18 protein-coding genes are annotated in these 19,518 nt (G+C 44.2%); 8 read left to right on the top strand and 10 right to left on the bottom strand.

Translation table 11 applies throughout. The features are described from left to right. Positions 1-218: 218 nt before the first annotated feature. Positions 219-2,762, bottom strand: coding sequence for a sensor domain-containing diguanylate cyclase (locus WH46_RS20745; RefSeq protein WP_046228186.1), 2,544 nt, complete (start codon positions 2,760-2,762; stop codon positions 219-221). 35 nt (positions 2,763-2,797) lie between these two features. After that, complete coding sequence (locus WH46_RS20740; RefSeq protein WP_046228185.1) at positions 2,798-3,385, bottom strand: biliverdin-producing heme oxygenase; 588 nt, start codon at positions 3,383-3,385, stop codon at positions 2,798-2,800. Between the two features lie 747 nt (positions 3,386-4,132). Between WH46_RS20740 and WH46_RS20735 the strand changes: the two genes are divergently transcribed. Further along, the gene (locus WH46_RS20735) at positions 4,133-4,699 is read left to right on the top strand and encodes a hypothetical protein (RefSeq protein WP_046228184.1); all 567 of its coding nucleotides are present in this window, start codon (positions 4,133-4,135) and stop codon (positions 4,697-4,699) included. Positions 4,700-4,817: 118 nt separating this feature from the next. Here the strand turns inward: WH46_RS20735 and WH46_RS20730 are convergent, their stop codons facing one another. From WH46_RS20730 to WH46_RS20710, 5 genes are all read right to left on the bottom strand, one after another. Continuing rightward, entirely contained in the window at positions 4,818-5,207 is a 390-nt protein-coding gene (locus tag WH46_RS20730) for a hypothetical protein (RefSeq protein WP_017811645.1), read from the bottom strand. Positions 5,208-5,237: 30 nt separating this feature from the next. Continuing rightward, positions 5,238-5,930: an ABC transporter permease gene (locus tag WH46_RS20725; RefSeq protein WP_046228183.1), complete on the bottom strand. Its 693-nt coding sequence runs from the start codon at positions 5,928-5,930 to the stop codon at positions 5,238-5,240. After that, a complete protein-coding gene (locus WH46_RS20720) occupies positions 5,923-6,843 on the bottom strand; it encodes an ABC transporter ATP-binding protein (RefSeq protein WP_046228182.1) in 921 nt (306 codons plus the stop codon). The genes WH46_RS20725 and WH46_RS20720 overlap by 8 nt, the downstream gene beginning before the upstream one ends. 183 nt (positions 6,844-7,026) lie before the next feature. Further along, positions 7,027-7,959, bottom strand: a complete 933-nt coding sequence (locus tag WH46_RS20715) for a sensor histidine kinase (protein ID WP_046228301.1) — start codon at positions 7,957-7,959, stop codon at positions 7,027-7,029. Further along, positions 7,959-8,696, bottom strand: coding sequence for a response regulator transcription factor (locus WH46_RS20710; protein ID WP_046228181.1), 738 nt, complete (start codon positions 8,694-8,696; stop codon positions 7,959-7,961). The genes WH46_RS20715 and WH46_RS20710 overlap by 1 nt, the downstream gene beginning before the upstream one ends. Before the next feature lie 686 nt (positions 8,697-9,382). Here WH46_RS20710 and WH46_RS24315 point away from each other — a divergent pair. From WH46_RS24315 to WH46_RS20705, 3 genes are all read left to right on the top strand, one after another. Continuing rightward, positions 9,383-9,559: a hypothetical protein gene (locus WH46_RS24315; protein ID WP_197088303.1), complete on the top strand. Its 177-nt coding sequence runs from the start codon at positions 9,383-9,385 to the stop codon at positions 9,557-9,559. 237 nt (positions 9,560-9,796) lie between these two features. Continuing rightward, positions 9,797-9,943 carry a hypothetical protein gene (locus tag WH46_RS24310; RefSeq protein ID WP_197088302.1) on the top strand — a complete coding sequence of 49 codons (147 nt, stop codon included), beginning with the start codon at positions 9,797-9,799 and terminating at the stop codon, positions 9,941-9,943. A 176-nt stretch (positions 9,944-10,119) separates the two neighbouring features. After that, positions 10,120-11,427, top strand: a complete 1,308-nt coding sequence (locus WH46_RS20705) for a helix-turn-helix domain-containing protein (protein WP_052714319.1) — start codon at positions 10,120-10,122, stop codon at positions 11,425-11,427. Positions 11,428-11,649: 222 nt separating this feature from the next. On the opposite strand, the gene WH46_RS20700 is transcribed toward WH46_RS20705, so the two are convergent. Next, on the bottom strand, positions 11,650-13,020 hold the full coding sequence (locus WH46_RS20700; RefSeq protein WP_231584393.1) for an MFS transporter: 1,371 nt from the start codon (positions 13,018-13,020) through the stop codon (positions 11,650-11,652). A 207-nt stretch (positions 13,021-13,227) separates the two neighbouring features. Here WH46_RS20700 and WH46_RS20695 point away from each other — a divergent pair, with 207 nt between their 5' ends. Further along, on the top strand, positions 13,228-13,788 hold the full coding sequence (locus WH46_RS20695; protein WP_046228179.1) for a stalk domain-containing protein: 561 nt from the start codon (positions 13,228-13,230) through the stop codon (positions 13,786-13,788). A gap of 167 nt (positions 13,789-13,955) precedes the next feature. Here the strand turns inward: WH46_RS20695 and WH46_RS20690 are convergent, their stop codons facing one another. After that, positions 13,956-14,423, bottom strand: coding sequence for a DUF6843 domain-containing protein (locus tag WH46_RS20690; protein WP_046228178.1), 468 nt, complete (start codon positions 14,421-14,423; stop codon positions 13,956-13,958). A gap of 271 nt (positions 14,424-14,694) precedes the next feature. On the opposite strand from WH46_RS20690, the gene WH46_RS20685 reads away from it, so the two are divergent. After that, positions 14,695-15,297 (top strand): DUF3238 domain-containing protein, encoded by a 603-nt coding sequence (locus WH46_RS20685; protein WP_046228177.1) that lies wholly within the window; start codon positions 14,695-14,697, stop codon positions 15,295-15,297. Positions 15,298-15,550: 253 nt separating this feature from the next. Here the strand turns inward: WH46_RS20685 and WH46_RS20680 are convergent, their stop codons facing one another. Beyond that, a complete protein-coding gene (locus WH46_RS20680; protein ID WP_046228176.1) occupies positions 15,551-16,720 on the bottom strand; it encodes a hypothetical protein in 1,170 nt (389 codons plus the stop codon). Between the two features lie 212 nt (positions 16,721-16,932). Here WH46_RS20680 and dndB point away from each other — a divergent pair, with 212 nt between their 5' ends. Both dndB and dndC read left to right on the top strand, forming a co-directional pair. Next, the gene (gene dndB / locus WH46_RS20675; RefSeq protein ID WP_331458241.1) at positions 16,933-18,027 is read left to right on the top strand and encodes a DNA sulfur modification protein DndB; all 1,095 of its coding nucleotides are present in this window, start codon (positions 16,933-16,935) and stop codon (positions 18,025-18,027) included. Beyond that, positions 18,017-19,504, top strand: coding sequence for a DNA phosphorothioation system sulfurtransferase DndC (dndC, locus tag WH46_RS20670; protein WP_046228174.1), 1,488 nt, complete (start codon positions 18,017-18,019; stop codon positions 19,502-19,504). Before dndB ends, dndC begins: the two co-directional genes overlap by 11 nt. Positions 19,505-19,518: the final 14 nt, after the last annotated feature.

Below are 19,518 nucleotides of genomic sequence, written 5' to 3'. Positions count from 1 at the left end.
GTGAGAAAATGCTTCGGAAAGAAATTCTACCACTCCCTCCGGTTAAGAATGGAGATCCCGACAACAGCTACTTGCATAGCAGTAGTATTTCGTCCACAACCATATGCTCAGGCACATACAGTCATCTACCACATGACATAACAAAATACCCTCTATCCACAAACGGATAGAGGGTGAATATGCTGCTGTCAGAACCACTTTCTGGTCAGCTGAATAAATTAAAGAAAGGAAACTTGATTTTTGCCCATATTCTTCGCCTGCATAAGCGCTTCTTCAGCACGCAGGATCAGATCGGTCGGATGCATCAGCGGGTCTGGAGTAAGGATGATTCCGCCGACGCTGACAGTGATGTATTCGCCTGAATTGGACATATCTGCCGGAATTTGCAGAGCAAGTACATTACTGCGGATTTCGTCAGCAAGTTCGAAGACCTGCTCTTCGGCACAACCCTGGATTTTCATCATAAAGGTGCCGCCACTGAAGCGGGCAATATCGGCGCTGTATTTGGAACTGACTACATTCAGTACATCGCCGACCCATTGAACGCAGAGATCGCCACCATTCAATCCATGGATCGCATTGTATTCACGCAGATCGTCGATGTCGATCAGCAGCAGGGATACCTGCTGATTTTGCTGGATAGCGGTATACCAGTCATCCAGCATTTTCTTTTCAAAGGCAATACGGTTGGGCATATCGGTCAGCGGATCGGTAGCCATATAGCTCTGCAGCTGATCACTCATGACGGTGTAGGCTTCGGTAAGTCCGGCTTCTTGCTGGGCTTCGCGTGCGATGATCATGACAGATGGCTTGCTGCCATAGCTGATCGAGGCAAGAGTGAGTTCCAGCTTGATCGATTCACCTTCTACGTTCTGGAAGCAGGAATTATTGGAGATCATATGGATCAGATTCTGCTCCAACTGATCCAGATAGCTGATCATGTCCGATTTGAAATTATCCTGAACAAACTGCAGGAAGTCGCGCCCGACCAGTTCGCTGGATTGCCCAACTCCGAGCAGCTCGGCTGCCTGGTTATTGGAATAAATAATATGCCGATTCGTCAGGGTGAAAAAGGCGACCGGCGACATTTCCATCAGTTGCATATACCGCTGTTCATTGCGGCGCAGCGTACGAGCATCCTGGAGAGCCTGATCTTCGATCTGGCGCAATTGGTTCTCGGTCTGCTGGTGCACAATGGACTTGAGTTCCGGGAGAATATTCAGTTCCTTGTTCTGCCAAGGCAGGGAAGTAGACTGGACGACCTGTCTCCATTTCTCAAACGATTTGCGCGGAGACAGGCGAACGCCATCGTCTTCCTGAATTACCGCTTTGGCCGGATCGCCTGCCCAGTCGACAACTTGTACCACTTCCGGGCGGAACCATATAATGTAGTTTTGCTGACCTGGTGAAATGGCCAGGTACAACGCGCCGGAAGCTTTGTCCTTGTAGGCTTTGGCCGATTCGTATTCAAGACTCAGACGGGAAGTCGCATAAGCGTAATCCCGGGAACGGCTGCCCAGCCAACCGGCCAGTTCACGTATCTGGCCCGGGCTTGGTGTAACACCATACAGCAGCAGCTTATCCTGGTAGCTGACTGCAGCACCCGAAGCGCTCATGAGGCCGAGCAACGTTTCCTCTTCATCCTGCAGCTGTTCAGCGACACGTACGGCATTGGTAGCCCCGGTGAAGATGCTGGAGATACGCAGTGCCTGTTTGCGCAGCTGCAGTTCGCCTTCGTAGCTGTCCAGCTGCTGGCGCTGGTAGAGCTCACTGGAGAAGAACGAACCGAGGAAGTTGCACAGATTGCGCAGACGATGGGAAATATATTTAGGTGAATAGTGGTGACAGGTAATCAGTCCCCACAGCTGATTGTCATGGATCAGGGAAATAGTCAGTGTTGCGCCTACGCCCATATTATGAAGATACTCGATATGCAGCGGAGATACACTGCGCAGCACGGACAAGCTGAGATTCAGCGGTTTCCCGGTCAGCGGCTGTACCGCCGGCAGTACATCTACCGGCTCATAGTTCACATCCACAATTACCCGTAGCCAGTTGCGCAAATACAGCGCCCGTGCCTGCTTGGGAATATCGGATGCCGGATAATTGTGACCGAGAAACGGCTCCAGTCCATCTGCTTTGGATTCTGCGATAACTTTACCATTCCACTGTTGATCGAATTCGTAGATCATCACCCGGTCATAACCGAGCATATCCTGAATCTGTTCGGCCGCCGCCTGACTGGCCTCGGCACGGCTACTGGTCTGCTTAACCAGATTGAAAAAGCTGCGAATCCATTCAAATTCATTAAAGATCCGGTCATCTTCCTTGGAGGAAATCTCCAGCTCCAGAATGATCAGTCCTTCACTCTCATGCAGTACAACAAAGAAATCAACGATCTCTTCACCGACTTCAATAGCGACTTCGGTATATTGCAGATCCGATGTTGCTTCTGCTCTAAGATCGCCTTTGAGCAGTGTGAACAGCTGCTCTTCACCAATAATGGCTTCTAGTGGCTGACCGAGCAGTTCATCGACTGGACGTCCCAGCAGGTCACCGGAGTTGGCACTGCATTGTACAATCTGGTGTTCGCTATCCTTGGTGACAGCGAGCAGTACCCCGTGAGGCTGAATGCGCCCTGGAATATGAATGGGTTCACGATCACAATTCGTCAGATCGATCGGTTCCTGGGTAACATATCCGCCATCCGTTAATAGTGAGCGGTTTAGCGGTTGATTTTCCTTATTTTGAGCATCAGACATAATGGACAGGCCTCCGTTCTTGGGTAGTATTTAAATTATGCGCTCAGCCATTGATCCAGCAGCTCGAAAGTCTCTCTTGCGGAATGAACAATTTCCTGACTGTCCTGCTCCGATGCACCGGCTTCGAGTACCATTTGACGGAATCCCATCCATTGTTCGCGGGTGTCCTGACCATATCCATTAAAATAAGAGATCCCTGCGCCCGGTTCTACCGGCAGGAATTTCATCAGCTGCTTGGTGATAATCTGTCCACCCAGTGTGGAGCCTTCAATGACATAAAAGCAGCCAATCATCCGCGCCGGTGTAGAAATATCCGGCAGCTGCGTACAGAGGGGCAGCTGCTGCAGCTGCTCGCGAGTAAGTCCCAGATGCAGCAGATCCTGTTCCAGCAAAGCGGCTTTGCCACGGATCGTCATATCAAAGCCCAGCTGTTCCGGCAATCCTGACTGTACCGCCTGCTGCTCCAGCGGCTTCAGGAATCCGTAAAACAGTTTTAAATAAGAAACATATTCCGGCAGGGTCATGCTTTTGTCCATCATGGACCGGGCATAGGCATTATTCTCAATCTGCTGATGAGCATCCGCCGTATCCTGTCGTAATTGTTCCAGTACATTTGTAGTCATCTTCATCGCACCTTATCTGAATTAAAATGGTTTACATGCTGTATAACAAAAAAATCCATGTCCTCACCGGTATCTCAGCATAGAAACGAACAGCCGGCTGTCTAAGAACATAGCCGGTAAAGAACGAGGATACAGAGCAGGCTGCATCTTCTCGGTGTATCATCATGCCGGAGAGTGGTAAGGAATCATGGATTTCGAATAGAAACGAGTAAAAACAGACAGGCGCAGGATAAATCATAGTATAAATACTTGCGAGTAACTTAATGTGTTAACCACATGAATTCAAAAGGCAGACCGTAAAAGCGATCTCTACTTCAGCACAATTGCATAAACCGTGCCTGACTATTTTACCATGTTGAACTGGGCAAGAATAGTTACTAATTTAAATATAGTTTGTACAAGTAATTCAGTTAGCTCCGGAAGAACAGCGAATATTACCATGATGTAATCTATCAGATGCCGACCGAACAACCGTAGGCTGCCAGCTGACCAGAAGGCAGAGCAGCATAGACACAATTAACCAGATAGATGACTTGTGAATAACATGCGGCCGGGAGTAGAAGGCGAGGATATGGGGAACTGACGGTTATATAACGGGGCGTTAATAACATGATCTGGCAGCGAAGATGGTATTCAAAAGCTGTCCATTTCGGGTAATATGGTACTATACCGCTTCAAGCCGCCACGTTGGGATTGTGTAGAAATACATCGGCTGTCTTATAGCCGCAACACAAGGAGGACATACATATGAGAGCGTTTAAATTTGTAGTACTGCCTGCCGTACTTACCTTGTTATTGTCGGGATGCTCCGGGGCAGGGGGTAATCATCCTCTGACGAGTGGAACACCGGCAAATCCTGCATCTGTATCTTCCAGCCCGATTACAGACAAGGCGGATACCAATACGGTCAGCATCCAGACAATGGAAGCCGCTCAAGCAGTAGAGGAGAACGCAGGAGTTCATTATGACGAGAATGCCCGAATGGCACTCAAGGAGACAATTAACCTATCCTTTGACCTGATCACTGCCATGAGCAAGAATGATTCCGCTTACATAACTTCTGTTTCTGCACCGGATGTAAAAGTCGACGCAGAGCAAAAAACGATTACGGTAGATGACTACGAGCGTCCTTTTCTCAAAAATATCAGTCTGGACAATCTGGAATACCGCTATTATTTCCCGCGTGACCCGCAGCATATCGAACTGGCTTTTGCTGTCGTCAGTCATAACGGGACTCCGTCGTATGAGTTGGTATTTGATTATGTCAAAGGCGATAATGGGCAGTGGCTGTATCACGGTCATCTCAACCGCTGAACGGTAGAAAAACCATTGATCCGTATTGAAGACTGAAGGCATGCCAAAAGCGCTGACTGTAGGATGACAGTATCAGCGCTTTTTGGCAGGAGTATTATTGGTTGGCATATTCGTTCATTCAAGAGTTGGAGCTGTTTGTTTTCTTTTTGATCGAGCGCATCATATAAAAGTATGCTGACATCAGACCAAAGCAGACAATCATAATCCAGATATACTGCAGCACCACAGACATCTCCATAGCTGCAATCCAGCGTAGACCATAGATAATCAGTACGGTAGCTACCGCCACGATCGCCACGAATCCGAGTACCCCGGCTATCTTTTCCTGACGGGAAGAGAACTGCAGATAGCTGCGAATATCTTTGCGATGATGAAGAGCCGTGAGCAGTACGTACACCAGTATGACCCACATATTCCAGCCCACATTCAGCATGACGAAATTGATCAGCATGAGCAGCACGAGAAAACCAACCAGCTTTTTGTAATGAAGATCCAGCCATTCCAACATTATATTCACCTCATTTTTATTCATATAGATTCAGACAATATCCTTGTTCTCGATATTGCGGATCGCCATATAGGCAAATCCCACACCAATTACAGCAAATCCTACAGATACCATCACAAAATCACTCAACTGAAAAGAACCAAAATCGCTCGATAAAATAATCGTAATAAATACCGAAGAGACAATGGTCGCCGGAACCGACTTGTGACGCATTCCGAAGAATAGAGGAATCAGGCTCATCCCTGCCGACCAAAAAGCGTTAATAACCAGATTCAGCAGATACTGCATGACCATTGCTCCGGTCAGCACTTCCTGAATCCGTCCTGTATAATGGTTGATCCCTAGCACGATGGCACCAGTAACCACATAAGTCATAACAATGGTTATAAAGGTAAACAGGAACACCATGGCGAGTTTGGCTGCCATCAGCTTTTTACGGGAGACAGGATACGTGAACAGCTGATTGATCGTACCATTTTTGTATTCATTAATAACGAGCCGGCACAGCAGAACCGACGAGAAGATCAAAAAGGTCGATTTGGTAAAAATCAGTATCATATCGGAAATGTCCGCATACGTATTAAAGCTTACGCTTTCTTCCAGATCGACAAATACGAGCAGGCAGGCAAATGTGATGATAATGAGCATAGCGAGACCTACACCCTTGAACAGTACATCGACAACCTGGTGCTTACGGAATTCCAGTGCCATTAATTTAAGCAATATGCTCACCTCCGGTCAGCTGCAGGAAGTAGTCTTCAAGGGAGTGCTGCTTTTTGTTCAGGCTGTCGAGTTCGATATCTTCCAGTGCCATCATTTTACCGATCTCCCGGGTAGTGATATCGCCGTCGTAGATACGGATCGTATTCGGTTCGATAATTTTGAAATTACCAAGATTCAGCTTGCTCTCCAGCACATAAGCAGCCCGGGTTGTATCCGCAGTGACCAGTTCGATGAAGGCAGTCTGCTGGTCGCGAATCGCTGCCATGGATACTTCCTCAGCGAGCCGGCCCTGATGAATTACACCGATCGTATCTGCGATCTGTTCCATCTCTCCGAGAATATGACTGGAGATCAGCAAAGTCATGCCATACTCGCGGCTGAGCATCCGGAAGATTTCACGCAGCTCTCTAATTCCGGCAGGGTCCAGTCCGTTAATCGGCTCATCCAGAATCAGCAGCTCCGGCCGGGTCATGATCGCCCGGGCAATACCGAGCCGCTGCTTCATTCCGAGAGATAGCTGCTTGACCGGCTTGTTATCCAGGTTGCCCAGCTTGACCAGTTCCAGCGCTTCCTTGGCAGCATCCGGATCATAGTAGCCCATGTATTCACCGTGCAGCATCAGATTCTCCCGGGCAGATAATTTGTCGTAGAAGACCGGATATTCGATAATGCTGCCCATCCGTTTGAACATTTCGTAAGAATGTCCCGTAATCGCCTGACCGAACAATTCAACCTCGCCGCTGGTAGGTTTGACCAGATTCATGATCATTCGCATCACCGTCGTCTTGCCTGCTCCATTGGGTCCGAGAAATCCGTATATCTCTCCCGGGCGTATATTCATATTTACCTGTCTGACGACTTCATGCCCGTTATAGGCTTTGGTAAGCTGCTGCGTCCGCAAAATATACTCCATTATCCATCATCCTCTCTCTTGCAGCCATGATGGCTACGGCTTGCTGTATATTGATACTCTTTATTGTACGGAGGGGAGTTTGCTTTTTTCTTAATCGATTCTTACTTAATTCTTAAGCTGCAGCTGCGTATGCTCTGTTCGGATATGCTGCACCTTGCATGGACGATTAAAGAATAAGAAAGTTTAATAGGACATTTTGCGAAAAGATACCGTAAAAGTGGTTCGTACATACGGCTTGCTGGTAAGTGCTATCCGGCCGTTCATCTGCTCGGTCAGACGCTTGGTAATCGTCAGCCCCAGGCCACTGCCCTGATAGGTACGATTACGGGAATCTTCCAGCGTATACAGCCGTTCGAATACCTGATCCTGATGACTCTCGGCGATGCCTTTGCCACGATCCCAGACTTCGATATAGGCATACTCGGCATCCGTATAGAGACGAAGTCCCAGTACTGCACCATCCAGTCCATAGCGGATACTGTTGGAGATCAGATTGCTGAGGATGCGATCCAGTGCTTCGGTATTGCCCATAATATGTACCTTCTCTTCGGGCAGCTCAATATGGACTTCAGTTCCCTGATGGTCCAGCAGATCATAGAAGCTGAGCATGTTGCGCCGGCAAAGTTCACCAAGTTCGACCCGCGACATATCCGGCGCTGCATCTCCCGACTCCAGCTTGGCCAGATCGAAAAAAGCATTCACTAGTCCAATCGTCTCCGCTGACTTGCGGTGGATAGACTGAATAATCTGCTGCTGTTCACCTTCCGGCAGATCGCTGCGCTGCAGCATCTCACTGCAGCCGAGTACAACAGTCAGCGGCGTCTTGAGATCATGAGACATATTGGCGAGCATATTGCGCATGGAACTTTCCAGTCGTGCACGCTCCACGATACCCCGGTGATTCACATCCAGCAGCCGGTTCAGATCAATCAATAGCTCGCGAATACGAGGGTCCGAGCTGACCAGCAGCAGCCTTTCCTGTGTCTGCTGGTCGAGAATGGCATTCAGCTTGTCATGCACGTAGCGCATTTCCCGTGAGCGGCTCCGCAGACGATTCTGCTGGGAGAAGAGGACAATGAGCAGCACGAGAATCAACAGCAGCAGGAGGGCTATCATCATAATCCCGGTTCTCCCAGCTTATAGCCGATGCCCCATAGTGTCTTGATATACTGCGGCTTGGAAGGTTCATCTTCGATCTTCTCCCGCAGTCTGCGCATATGTACATTGATCACATTCTCATCGCCGTAATACTCGTCCTGCCATACGCTGGCATACAGTTGGGATTTGGTAAATACCCGATTGGGATGAGTCACGAATAATTTGAGAATCTGGAACTCCTTGGCTGTCAGCTGTATGGGTTCATTATTTTTGGTTACCGTATAGTTATCCGGATCGACGATCAGATTAGCCCAGTGGATAAGCGAACTGGCAGCAGGAAGACCAGCATCAGGAGAATCGGATACCGCTGTCGGATGCTGCTGTGGCGCATAACTAGCTCGACGGATCGCAGCCTTCACCCGTGCCGTTAGCTCAATCATCGAAAAGGGCTTGGCAATATAATCATCTGCCCCAAATCCAAGACCGAGCGCTTTGTCCAGATCACTGTTTTTGGCGGACATGATGAGGACAGGAACGAGACTGGTACTGCGAATCTGCTGCAGCACTTCAAATCCACCGAGTCTCGGCAGCATCAGATCAAGCAGAACCAGATCGTACGGTTTTTGCATAAAGGCTGCCGCTGCATGTTCTCCTTCATAGACGGTATCGATGTCATAACCTTCTCTGACTAAATAGGAACAGACCATATCGCTGATCGCGAGATCGTCTTCGATTAAAAGTAAACGTTGATTCATGAGAACCTCCCGAATAGATGGTATAGAGTAGACGAAGTAAATAGATGCAAAATAACGATAAAATGAAAATATGAATAAAGTATAGAGTATTCCGGCAAGCCGGACATTGACGATGTAATAGCTATAAGCTGTTTTCTCTTCTGGATCTGGCTGAAGTCTGCTGACTTACCGCTACTATATTAGACCAAAATGTCAGGTGAAGGAACAATTGACTACATAAGCACTCTTATATTCAAAGTAGTACCAGGAGAGAAGGACTGCAACTTTGGCTCTTAATCATACCTGGAATATTGTCGAATCCGGTACAAAATGAGCAGGAGAAAAGAGCCGGAAGTTTCAGAGCACTAGCAAGTACTGTAAAAAATGCTATTTATTCAGATGGGCAAATAGAAATAACGTTCGCACCCTGCATGGTTGTGCTGTTGATGGAAGATTAGGCTGCACAGCCTTCTGACTACAATCTTACAGTGGAATAGGCGGACATATGTAACCCCATACAGAGACAGAGGTTGCGATTTCCCCAGATACGTAGCTATTCGCTAACAGATATAGTAGCGTAGTACCTGTATTTTCCAAATCAAACTAACGGGCCTTATCACATATTTATATACTCCAAAGACAGTTTACGCCTAAACAAAGGCGATTCTGATTTCCTGCATGTGATCACGAAAGGAGTGTTGATTATTATGGGACTCACCGTGCTTATGTACAGTCTGGCTTTTCTGGTTGTCGGAGTTATTGCGCTCGCCTTTTATACGACAGTACAGACCTATAAAGTTCGCAATCGTGAACTGGAATTGCAGCAGCTGGAGCTTCAATTGAATCAGCGGCCGAATGAACCGGCAGTCGGTTCGCATTCCTAGTAGACGATCCAAGACCAGCCATGGATTTGCCTTTGCTGTATACGGGGCATGAAGCTAATCCAACAGGAACCTGCCCGGTTATGGGCAGGTTTTTGCTTATGGATCTACTGTTCGATCAGCAGGAAGAGCGAATCGCCTAGCAATAGAATATGGCTGGTAATCAATTGGTAATTCGGTGCGTAATATAGTACGGTAGGAGTAAGAGCGATACATTACTGGCCAAAGGATGTGATGACCGTGAGTATAGATGCTCTCTATTATGTACTGTCCCTGCTGGTCGTTGGAGTCGTGGTGCTGGCCTTTTACAGTACGATTCAGAACTTCCGAACCCGGCATCGTGAACTGGATGTCCGGGAGATGCAACTGCGGCAGCGAATCAAGTAGGCTGGATATAACAGGCTCCTGACATATGGTTAGGAGCCTGTTAGCAGAGGAAAGTTGTAACCAAAATGAGGTTTTATCGGATGGGATAGTCATCATATAATGGAACAATCGACGTTACAGGATACCAGGCTAGACATGGGACCGGGGCGCACTAGAAGCTAGCGGGAGGAATAGACGTGAATTATAGAGAGACCATCCAGCATCATATTCAGCAGTTCCTCGCCGATCGCCAGATTAATCTGGGTGAGCTATCTACTGCGACCGGAATCAACAGAGGCTCTCTGAGCGCCGCCATCAACGGCAATCCTCCCAAGATGCTGTCGGTGCCCATGCTGGATGCGATAACCCATTATATGGAACTGCCGGAAGGGCATTATTATCCGTTATATATAGAAGAATCTTTTCAGGAAGGCGGTCACTGGCGCAGAATCAAGATGCTGCTGATCCGTTGTGCCGAGATTGGACGACTTGAAGATATCCGGTTAATCCTGGAGCATGCTGCAGACGATCTCAAGCAAATCCCGCTTATTTTCGAGACGGCCGAAGAGCTGTACCAGAATGAGCAAAAGGAAGCGGCTGCGCTGCTGTACGGATATGTCGTAGAGAGTGAGCGGTCGAATCAGTCGGAACGGCTGGCGATCAGTTACTATCGGCTGTTCCAGATGCACAGTTCCAACCCACGCAAGAATGTAGAGGCAGCGATGCAGTTTATCCCGCATCGGCACAAGCTGCCGGATCATATTTTGCTGGATGGATTGATTCTGCTTTGTCACTTTTTTGGTGCCAGAGAAGATATGGATTCATTTATTAAATATGTAGATGAGTTGTTTGAAATGGTGCATCGCATTGCTGCAAATAAAAGCTGGCAGCAGGAGTCCTTTGTAACCAATCGACATTTTGTCTACTATTACGGTCAGGCTTATCTGCTGAAATCCCATTATTATGAATACCAGACCATGTATGATGAATTTCGGACGTACACCCATGGGTATGCCGATTTGAGCTGGTTTGGTCGTTTGAGTGAAGCAGGAGAGCGGGAAGTGGAACAATTCAAATTTATTGCCAAAGCCAACTCCCTCTCCGTAGAGATCCGGTTGGGCAACCAGTCCGTCATACCCGAATACGTGGAATTACTGCAAAATAATGAAGACGAAATACTGGACGGATTGATCACGCTGATCATTTCTGCCAATACGCATGAATATCATATCGATGAATATCTCAGAGAGTTTGACGAGTATCTGGAGCCTGCTGCCGATTATTTGTTTCAGGTCGGAACATACAAAGAAGAGTTCAAAGTGCTGCGATACTATACACTCAACAGGGAATACGCCCACTACTGTTTCCGCAAAAAGGAATATAACAAAGGTCTGGATTGCCTCATGCAGTGCTTCCAAAGTGCAGTACATCTGGATAACAAAGACGGGATTCAGGAGTCGATGAAGTTGCTGGAACAATATCGGTCAGAAGCGTTAGGCAAGTGAACTCAAAGATTTTGAAACGGAACAATATTTCACACCCGAAGAGACAAATAAAACATGTGATTAGAAATGCTGCCAGACTTCCAGGATTTCTTCTGTTCGATTATTATGTAGAGCAGTTGTAACAACAAAGTATTATTCCAGAGAAAGCCTGCTTCCTGGTGAATAAAACAAAAGAAGCCTGTCTACTATCGACAGGCTTCTTTTGTTTACTCATGTGGGATATCATCCCACTTCATTTCCCGCCAGCTTTGCCCGTACACTGCGCGTAGCCTTCATCTTATCGAAGCTGCCATACTTCTCCTGTACCAGCAGGAACGCCACCCCTCCGAGCAGACAGGGTACCGCGAAGAACATAAAGGCGTTCTGCGGCGCCATATTCGTCGCCAGCAGCAGCCCGATCAACACAGGTGCCAATATCGCTCCAATTCGTCCGACGCCGACGCTCACCCCAACTCCTGTCGCGCGGATCTCCCTTGGATAGTATTCGGAAATGTATGGATTCACCAGATTCTGCGTACCCACTGTGCAGGCACCGCCGAGTGCAATCAGCACATACAGCAGCGCCGTATTCGACGTCATACTCAGTAGAACAAAGCATACGGCTCCGGTCAGGAACAGCGAGACCAGTACCCTGCGGTGGCCGACACGCTCCACCAGATACCCGCCCAGTAGCGATCCACCGATCTGCCCGATCGCCAGTACCAGACTGAACGACAGGCTGGACGTAATGCCATAACCCGAACCCTGCATAATCTTGGGCAGCCATGTATTAAGACCATAGATCATCAGCAGACAGCTGAACACCGCGAGCCAAAAGGCGAACGTGCTCACCGCGCGACTCTGCAAGAACAGCTTCTTCACCGGCATACCCTGGGCACGCTGCTGTACCGCTGCATATTCAAAGTCATCGCTCGACTGGTAATTACCCTGCGGATTCACCTTGTTCAATATCGCCGCGACCGGCGCGCCCTGCTTGCGCACGATGTAGTAGGAGAGCGATTCCGGGAACTGCTTCCAGAACAGCGGCAGTGCGAACAGTGGAATAATGCCGAGCCAGTACAGGAACCGCCAACCCAGATTCTCCATTAGATACATGCCTACGAGCGCCGCGCCAATGCTGCCGATCGAGTAGCCGCAGTACATAATCGCTACCGTTAGCGCCCGATTCTTCTTGGGCGAATACTCGGTCATCAGGGAAATTACAGCCGGCATCAGCCCGCCCATCCCGATCCCCGCGATAAACCGCATAATCGTAAACACCGTCGCATTTGGCGCCAGACCTGCGAGTAGCGAGAAGATACTGAAGAGCAGCATACAGATCGCCAGCACCTTTTTCCGCCCGATCACGTCAGATAATGCACTCAGTACAAAAGCCCCCAGCATCATGCCGACCAGCGTATAACTGCCAATCGCCCCTGCCTCAACAGGTGTGAGTCCGTAATCCTCCATCATAAACGGTAGCCCGATCCCATATGTAGCAATATCGAATCCATCGAATCCGATCGCAAAGAAACACCATAAAAACACCAACAGATGAAATTTGTTAAACCGGCTATCCGCGATAACCTGGTGTGGCTGTATAGTACGCATCATCCGACCCCTTTTTGTCTCTATTTTGCATGTATCATAGCATGGGGAGGGCGAGAGGGTGTAACTGTTAATAGTGATAATGGGTTATAGGAAAAGGCTATGTCAGCTCGTTCGTTACTTTATATGGGGACTGCCTGCACTTCTTGGAGCTCAATCAACGTTATAGATATAGATAGGATATACCAAAAATGTAATATCAGGGAGGTAATTATGAACAAAGCCGCAAAAGTACTGACCAGCATCCTATTAGCAATGGGTATCCTGTCCGTATACTGGAATCATCCAGCCGCTGCTGCTGCAAGTTCCGATCGATTTGTCCAAAAAGCCAAATCGGTCTACGCAGGTACATTGACCCGTTCCAGTCTTCTCATCACTGGCCCTTCTGCCAAGGAAAAGGTATACAGCACAATCTACATTCCGGTCAAAGACATTTTCAAAGGCCATGCTAACCAGATTACCTGGGATAGCAAGCGCAAGATCGCTATAGTGAAAAAGGATGATTCCGAGATGATCCTGAACTTTTCCGATCACTCCATCTCTTCCAGCGATCATCAGATCGTTCTACCGGAATCCTGGGTAAAGATGCAGAATGGCGCAGCTTCTATCCATGCACTCGTATTGTCGTATGTCTTTGATCGATATGGTGAGAGTTACCACGATCTTCAGAGAGAACAGTGGAAGGAGAAGCTGGGCTTTCTGGGTATTCAGTATGTAGATCCTTTTCCCGGTGGTAAGGATGGTATTATGCATGCGAATTTGACGTATAACTAGTAGAATTAACAAAAGAGCAGCCCTTTAAGCGGGTCTGCTCTTCTAAGCTTACTATCAGGATAGCTGGACATATTCAGAAAGTATAATGGCTTAACCACAGAAAATTCCTGGATATGAATATAACTTCAATCACACCAGTCGTAGAAAAGAGAGCATATCATTCAATATTATAAATGATCTTCCAGCGAAGGAGCCGGAGTCTGCTTATACGCTTCCTCTGTACCTACAAAAAATTCCTCGGCTACAGTTTCAGAGTCTTGTTCAGTACCGTCTGTTCCACTGCTGCGGACGCTCTTGCCGTGTATCAATTTCTGCGTATCGATTGGCGTTCGTTCTCCCTGTGCATTTACCCAGTAATACTGATCTTCTGCGATCCCTTCAGATACCTCTGGTGTTGAAGTCCGAAGGACACCGTCTGATCCGATAGGGAAGGTAGCTTTGGTGAGACTGGTGTCGATCGGTGGATAGCTCTGCTGGTTGTAAATGATCTGTATCCATCCATTGTAGTTCTCCGGAATCAGGTAGACGCTGGCACGACGTGAATTCATCACTATCATTACAATAATTACAATAGCTATAACAGCAACTACAAGTATAGAAAGTAGTCCAATTCTTTGACGAGTACTATCTCTCATTTTTAGTTCACTCCTAGCTAATCAAATATTAAACAAACAGTAAAAGAATGTACTATTTTTCACTATAGTATAACATAACAGTAAATCACAAAAATAGAAAATTGAAATTTAAACAAAAAAATAATTTAAAGTATAGGTTGTGAAAAAGCATTATTTTTTCCCTTTATATATGAGAGCTCGTTTTGATAAGTATTTGTGAAGATTAGAGAATGGTCTTTGCAAATATCATTCTCCAAAACGGATTTATCATATAAATGCTGGAGGAAATATAATGGCTGTTACATTTGCTTTGAAAATTATGACTTTTATTAAAGATGCTTGGGTCCCTTCTCCACTACAAATTCTGGATGGTGTATCGTACAAATCAGAACTTAAAGGAGATAACCGAGGATTCCAAAAAGAAGCTACCAGTTTTAGAACTGCTCAGTACATTACAATGGAATTTAATAATAATGGCGGAACATGGAATTCCACTCCACGAACTGGAGAATCTGTTGAAAGAATTACGACAATTAAAAATGGAAATGTACGCGAACGAAAGGCAACAGCAGGTACAGAAAATATTACTGCAAAAGTAATTGCTTCTAGTTTGACAGGAGGAGCCGGAGACTATTATACACTTTCATTGAAAAATGCAACAAGTATCCCGTTGATTCCAGGCGCTCCCAAAATTAACTACGCATTTAATTTGACAGTACGAAAAAATGGGACAATTACATTAGAAGGGGAACATGATGGGTTCCCTTCTTACGAAGTCTATGCTCGCGTTTCTAATGGTGGATGGCAAACTATCTATCAGTTTAACCAAAAAAATCTAATCGATCTTTTTGGAGATGGAGATACCAAAGTGAATGTTACACGCGATATTTTATAAATTCTTTATAAAAGAAATAAATATAGCAAAGAAAGCAGCCTTCTGGCTGCTTTCTTTGCTATATATCTCACAGTATGATATTTCTCTTTGATATAAGACAGCAACAAATATGATGGGTTTAACAGTATTAGAATTAAGATTATGAAGTGTTTAATCTTCTTGAAAATTTGTTGAAGTGAGAATCGAAATTTAAAAGAGTTACAAAAAGAGAGGCGAATTTAACCTACACTATAATTTATAGTTGGGAGCCATTCTAATCTATAATAAGTTCATCTGCTTTTATAATTTTCAAATTCCAATTTTCATCGGAAATATAATAAACTCCATTTTGTATTGATAAAATCTTCCCTTGTATTAGTGTTTCAGAAGAGTTATTTAGTATTTTTACAGACTGTAAAGATAGGTTTTGAGTAGAAAGAGTCAACCTCATATTTTCCCCACAATTCACTGCTACATAAGAACTGAGAACGCCAAAAATAAGTATACTGAGAGATATAAAGCTATATTTTACTGGTTTAGTTTGAGAAGTGAACTTTTTGAAATAGTAGTATTTGTTTATTTTTTTTAATTCTTCTTCCTGAAAAATAGGTTTGATTTTGATAGGAATAAATGAAGTAGCGATACTTACAACTACGGAACAACATATAATCGTCAAAATTAAAAATCTAGATGACGTGAATGAAGCATTTTGATTTATCCAGTCAAACAAAGAGATTATAAGTGAGATTAAAGTGAAAGCATAAGGGAAATATATAAATGTACGAACTCTTAATTTGTTTAGCCAGGATTGCTTAACAAACGAAAATAGTATACCTCCCATAAAAACTACAAAAGGGGCAAGTAATTTTGTATAAGTATCACTTAGATCAGTATAAGCCAATAATATTCCTGATATAAGTAAAAAATATAAAGAACCAGAAAAACTTGACCACATATTTAGTGGGAAGCGTATGAACCAAAAAATCATTATAGTTAAAAGTGAAGGCAATATCCATACGGGTAAAAAATTTATAATTCTAAATTTCAAATTATCGCCTTCCATGAAGAATAATGATAAACAAATATGAAATAAAATAAAAAGCAAAATTACTAATATAATTGATTTTGTATGTTTTTCTCTAAAGGTGAATACTGCAGAAACCATAAAGGCAATACTTAAGGTGAGTAAAATAGTAATGATTGATACAGTATGATGATTAAATAAAAAAGGCAATGTTATCATATGTAATAGAGAAAAGCCTGTACCTCCTCCCTTTATAAAAAGGCCGTATAAAAAACAATAACCTAAGCTAAATAGATAAGAACCTAGCACAAAGGTAAAGAAGGCTATACTACCAATTATTCTTATTAAATCAAGGAATCTCTGAATTTTTTCATCTTTGTACATTTGTTCGAATTTTTCGATTAATTGTAACCAACTCAAAATAAAATTCCTCCGTATTTATTATTTTAAATAATCCTAAATTCTATCCTAAACTTCTAATCCTATAAGAAATAATAAAAATATTTTCATGATATTTCTTTAAAAACAAAATTTAATTTGAGAAATTCTTAAAAGCATTGAACATTCGTTCGTATTTAGGTAAAATATAAAAGCAAATTACAATATTACGTACGTAATAAAGGAGGATGCTGATGAACTTCAGTTATAGCTTTCCTGCTCTTAGGGGGATTCAAGCAAGTAGAGAGTTCTATACCGTTATGTGTCCTCTACGTTTAATTCCTAAGATTTTTCTGTTTGATGAGGAAGAGATTCCGGCAGAACATCGTGCTCAGCGCCTTATGAATAAAGCAAGGGTTCCAGACATCACGAACTACATTTTAGAGAATCCTAAAGACTACATATTTTCTTCGTTAACCGCTTCGGTTGATGGGGAGATGGTCTTCCAGGAACATTCTAAAGATTTGAAAGACATAGGATATCTTACCATCTCTCTTGATTCTAAGTTTCTTATTAATGACGGTCAACATCGTAGAGCTGCTATTGAAGAAGCTCTAAAAATTTCTCCTGAGCTTGGTGATGAGACAATCTCAGTAGTGTTTTTTCATGATTTAGGTTTAACACGTTCACAACAAATGTTTTCGGATTTAAATAGGCATGCAGTCAATACGACATCATCGATCGGGATTTTATATGATCATCGTGACCAGCTGTCTCTTATCACTAAAAGTTTACTAACCGAAATCCCTTTACTTGAAAGATATGTAGATCGAGAAAAAGTGAATTTATCTAAAAACTCCCCTAAGCTATTTGCTCTAAATCATGTGTTTAATACTACCAGTCGTCTATTAGGTAAAAAAAAGGGAGATATTCTCTCCGATCAAGAAAAAGAGTTTACAAAGCAATTCTGGGAACTCCTTTGTGTATCGATTCCAGAATGGCAAGAAGTCTTAAAAAAGAACGTCTCACCTAGAGAATTACGAGTAAATTCCGTAGTGGCACATGGCATCTTTTTAGAAGCGATCGGTATTATAGGTCATTATTTATATGTCTATCATCCAGATGAATGGCAAACCTACATTAAAAAGCTTAAAATGGTGGATTGGCAAAGAGATAACAAGGCTGACTGGGAAGGTCGTGCTTATGGCCAGACAGGTCGTATTAATAAAAACAACGAAACGATCCAGTTAACAGCCAATCAGATCAAACTAAAAATTGGACTTCCTCTTACAGAACAGGAACAGAAAATTGAAGACAAAATAAAGGAGGATTCCTCTCTTGGAACTTAACATATTTAATACAGGAACGAAATTTACAGAAGCGAAGGAATTAGTGAAAGAAGTTTATCTGATGGACGAGCGTCCTTGGGTAGTAGGATTTAGTGGAGGTAAAGATTCTACTGCTGTCGTTCAGTTAGTATTTCAGGCACTTCAAGAGCTTGAAGCGTCACAACTGCATAAGAAAGTCTATGTGATTTCTTCAGATACTCAAGTAGAGACGCCACTTATTATTGATAAAATTACTCGTACGCTAGGTAGAATTCAGAAAAAAGCTCTAGAGCTTGGACTACCATTCGAAACACAAAAGGTTCGTCCTAAAGTGGATCAAACATTCTGGTCTTCTATTATAGGTAAAGGGTATCCAACACCACGCCAGAAGTTCAGATGGTGTACAGACCGTTTGAAAATCGAGCCAGCTAACCGCTTTATTTTGGATAAAGTAGATCAATTTGGCGAGGTCATCATGCTACTTGGTGTACGTGATTCAGAAAGTGCAACTCGCGCTGCAGTAATGCAGTCTCATACGATCGAAGGCAAAAAGCTTATGCGTCACTCTACGTTAAGAAACGCTTTTGTTTTTGCTCCGATTCGTGTATTTGATGTTGATGATGTATGGGAGTTCCTGCTGCAATACGATTCACCTTGGGGCGATGATAATAATGAACTGCTTGAGCTTTATCAAAGTTCGAATAGTGAATGCCCATTAATTGTTGATAAAGAAGTAAAGGAAAGTGCAGGATCTTGTGGCAATAGTCGTTTTGGTTGCTGGACTTGTACCGTAGTAAGTGAAGATAAAGCATTGAGTGGCTTTATTAACAATGGTATAGACTGGCTTCGTCCATTATATGATTTTAGAAGTTTCTTAGTTCAGATTAGAGAAGATCACTCTAAAAGACAAAAACAACGGATGAATGGCGAAGTATATCTACTTCCTTATAATGATGAGCCTGAAGAAGGACAAGTAATTATAACTAAAGCTGAAATCAAGCAGTATTTAGATTCTAACAATATCAATCTAGCTACTGTAGAAGATCTGAATATATTAGTTGAAGAAGAAGATGGTTCACTCAAACGCTTTGGTGTGGGTCCATTTACTTTGAAAGCTCGTGAAGAGATTCTAAGACAGCTTCTCCGTACGCAGAAACAAGTTCGTGAATTGTATGATCCTAATGTTGAATTGATTACCGTTGAAGAACTCAAAGCTATTCGCAAGTACTGGCATGATGACTTACAGTGGGAAGATCGCTTGCCATTGATTGTAGAAGAAGAAACAGGTGAGACATATGATTGGAATCATAATGATCGTCCTGTATTCAAAGAAGATCAATTGACTGATTTAGAGACGCTTTGCCAAGAAGAAGGCGTGAATTTGAGTGTTCTCAAACAATTGATCTCGGTAGAAAAAGATTACTCTGGCGTAAAAGTCAGACGTGGTCTGTTCCAAGCATTCGATAAAACTCTGAAGCAAGACTTCTTGCATCTTTAAAAGGTGGATTAGCT

Source organism: Paenibacillus dauci (genome assembly GCF_000971985.1).
GTDB lineage: Bacteria > Bacillota > Bacilli > Paenibacillales > Paenibacillaceae > Saccharibacillus > Saccharibacillus dauci.
Note: the sequence above shows the minus strand (reverse complement) of the source record. Positions and strands in the feature narration are given on the sequence as shown.

Excerpts from the sequence above, each read along its gene's own strand:
- WH46_RS20740 (WP_046228185.1), bottom strand. The coding sequence starts at position 3,385 with ATGACTACAAATGTACTGGAACAATTACGACAGGATACGGCGGATGCT.
- WH46_RS20700 (WP_231584393.1), bottom strand. The coding sequence starts at position 13,020 with ATGATGCGTACTATACAGCCACACCAGGTTATCGCGGATAGCCGGTTT.
- WH46_RS20730 (WP_017811645.1), bottom strand. The coding sequence starts at position 5,207 with ATGTTGGAATGGCTGGATCTTCATTACAAAAAGCTGGTTGGTTTTCTC.
- dndB (WP_331458241.1), top strand. The coding sequence starts at position 16,933 with ATGAACTTCAGTTATAGCTTTCCTGCTCTTAGGGGGATTCAAGCAAGT.
- WH46_RS20715 (WP_046228301.1), bottom strand. The coding sequence starts at position 7,959 with ATGATAGCCCTCCTGCTGCTGTTGATTCTCGTGCTGCTCATTGTCCTC.
- WH46_RS20745 (WP_046228186.1), bottom strand. The coding sequence starts at position 2,762 with ATGTCTGATGCTCAAAATAAGGAAAATCAACCGCTAAACCGCTCACTA.
- WH46_RS20720 (WP_046228182.1), bottom strand. The coding sequence starts at position 6,843 with ATGGAGTATATTTTGCGGACGCAGCAGCTTACCAAAGCCTATAACGGG.
- WH46_RS20710 (WP_046228181.1), bottom strand. The coding sequence starts at position 8,696 with ATGAATCAACGTTTACTTTTAATCGAAGACGATCTCGCGATCAGCGAT.
- WH46_RS24315 (WP_197088303.1), top strand. The coding sequence starts at position 9,383 with ATGGGACTCACCGTGCTTATGTACAGTCTGGCTTTTCTGGTTGTCGGA.
- WH46_RS20690 (WP_046228178.1), bottom strand. The coding sequence starts at position 14,423 with ATGAGAGATAGTACTCGTCAAAGAATTGGACTACTTTCTATACTTGTA.
- WH46_RS20695 (WP_046228179.1), top strand. The coding sequence starts at position 13,228 with ATGAACAAAGCCGCAAAAGTACTGACCAGCATCCTATTAGCAATGGGT.
- WH46_RS20735 (WP_046228184.1), top strand. The coding sequence starts at position 4,133 with ATGAGAGCGTTTAAATTTGTAGTACTGCCTGCCGTACTTACCTTGTTA.
- WH46_RS20685 (WP_046228177.1), top strand. The coding sequence starts at position 14,695 with ATGGCTGTTACATTTGCTTTGAAAATTATGACTTTTATTAAAGATGCT.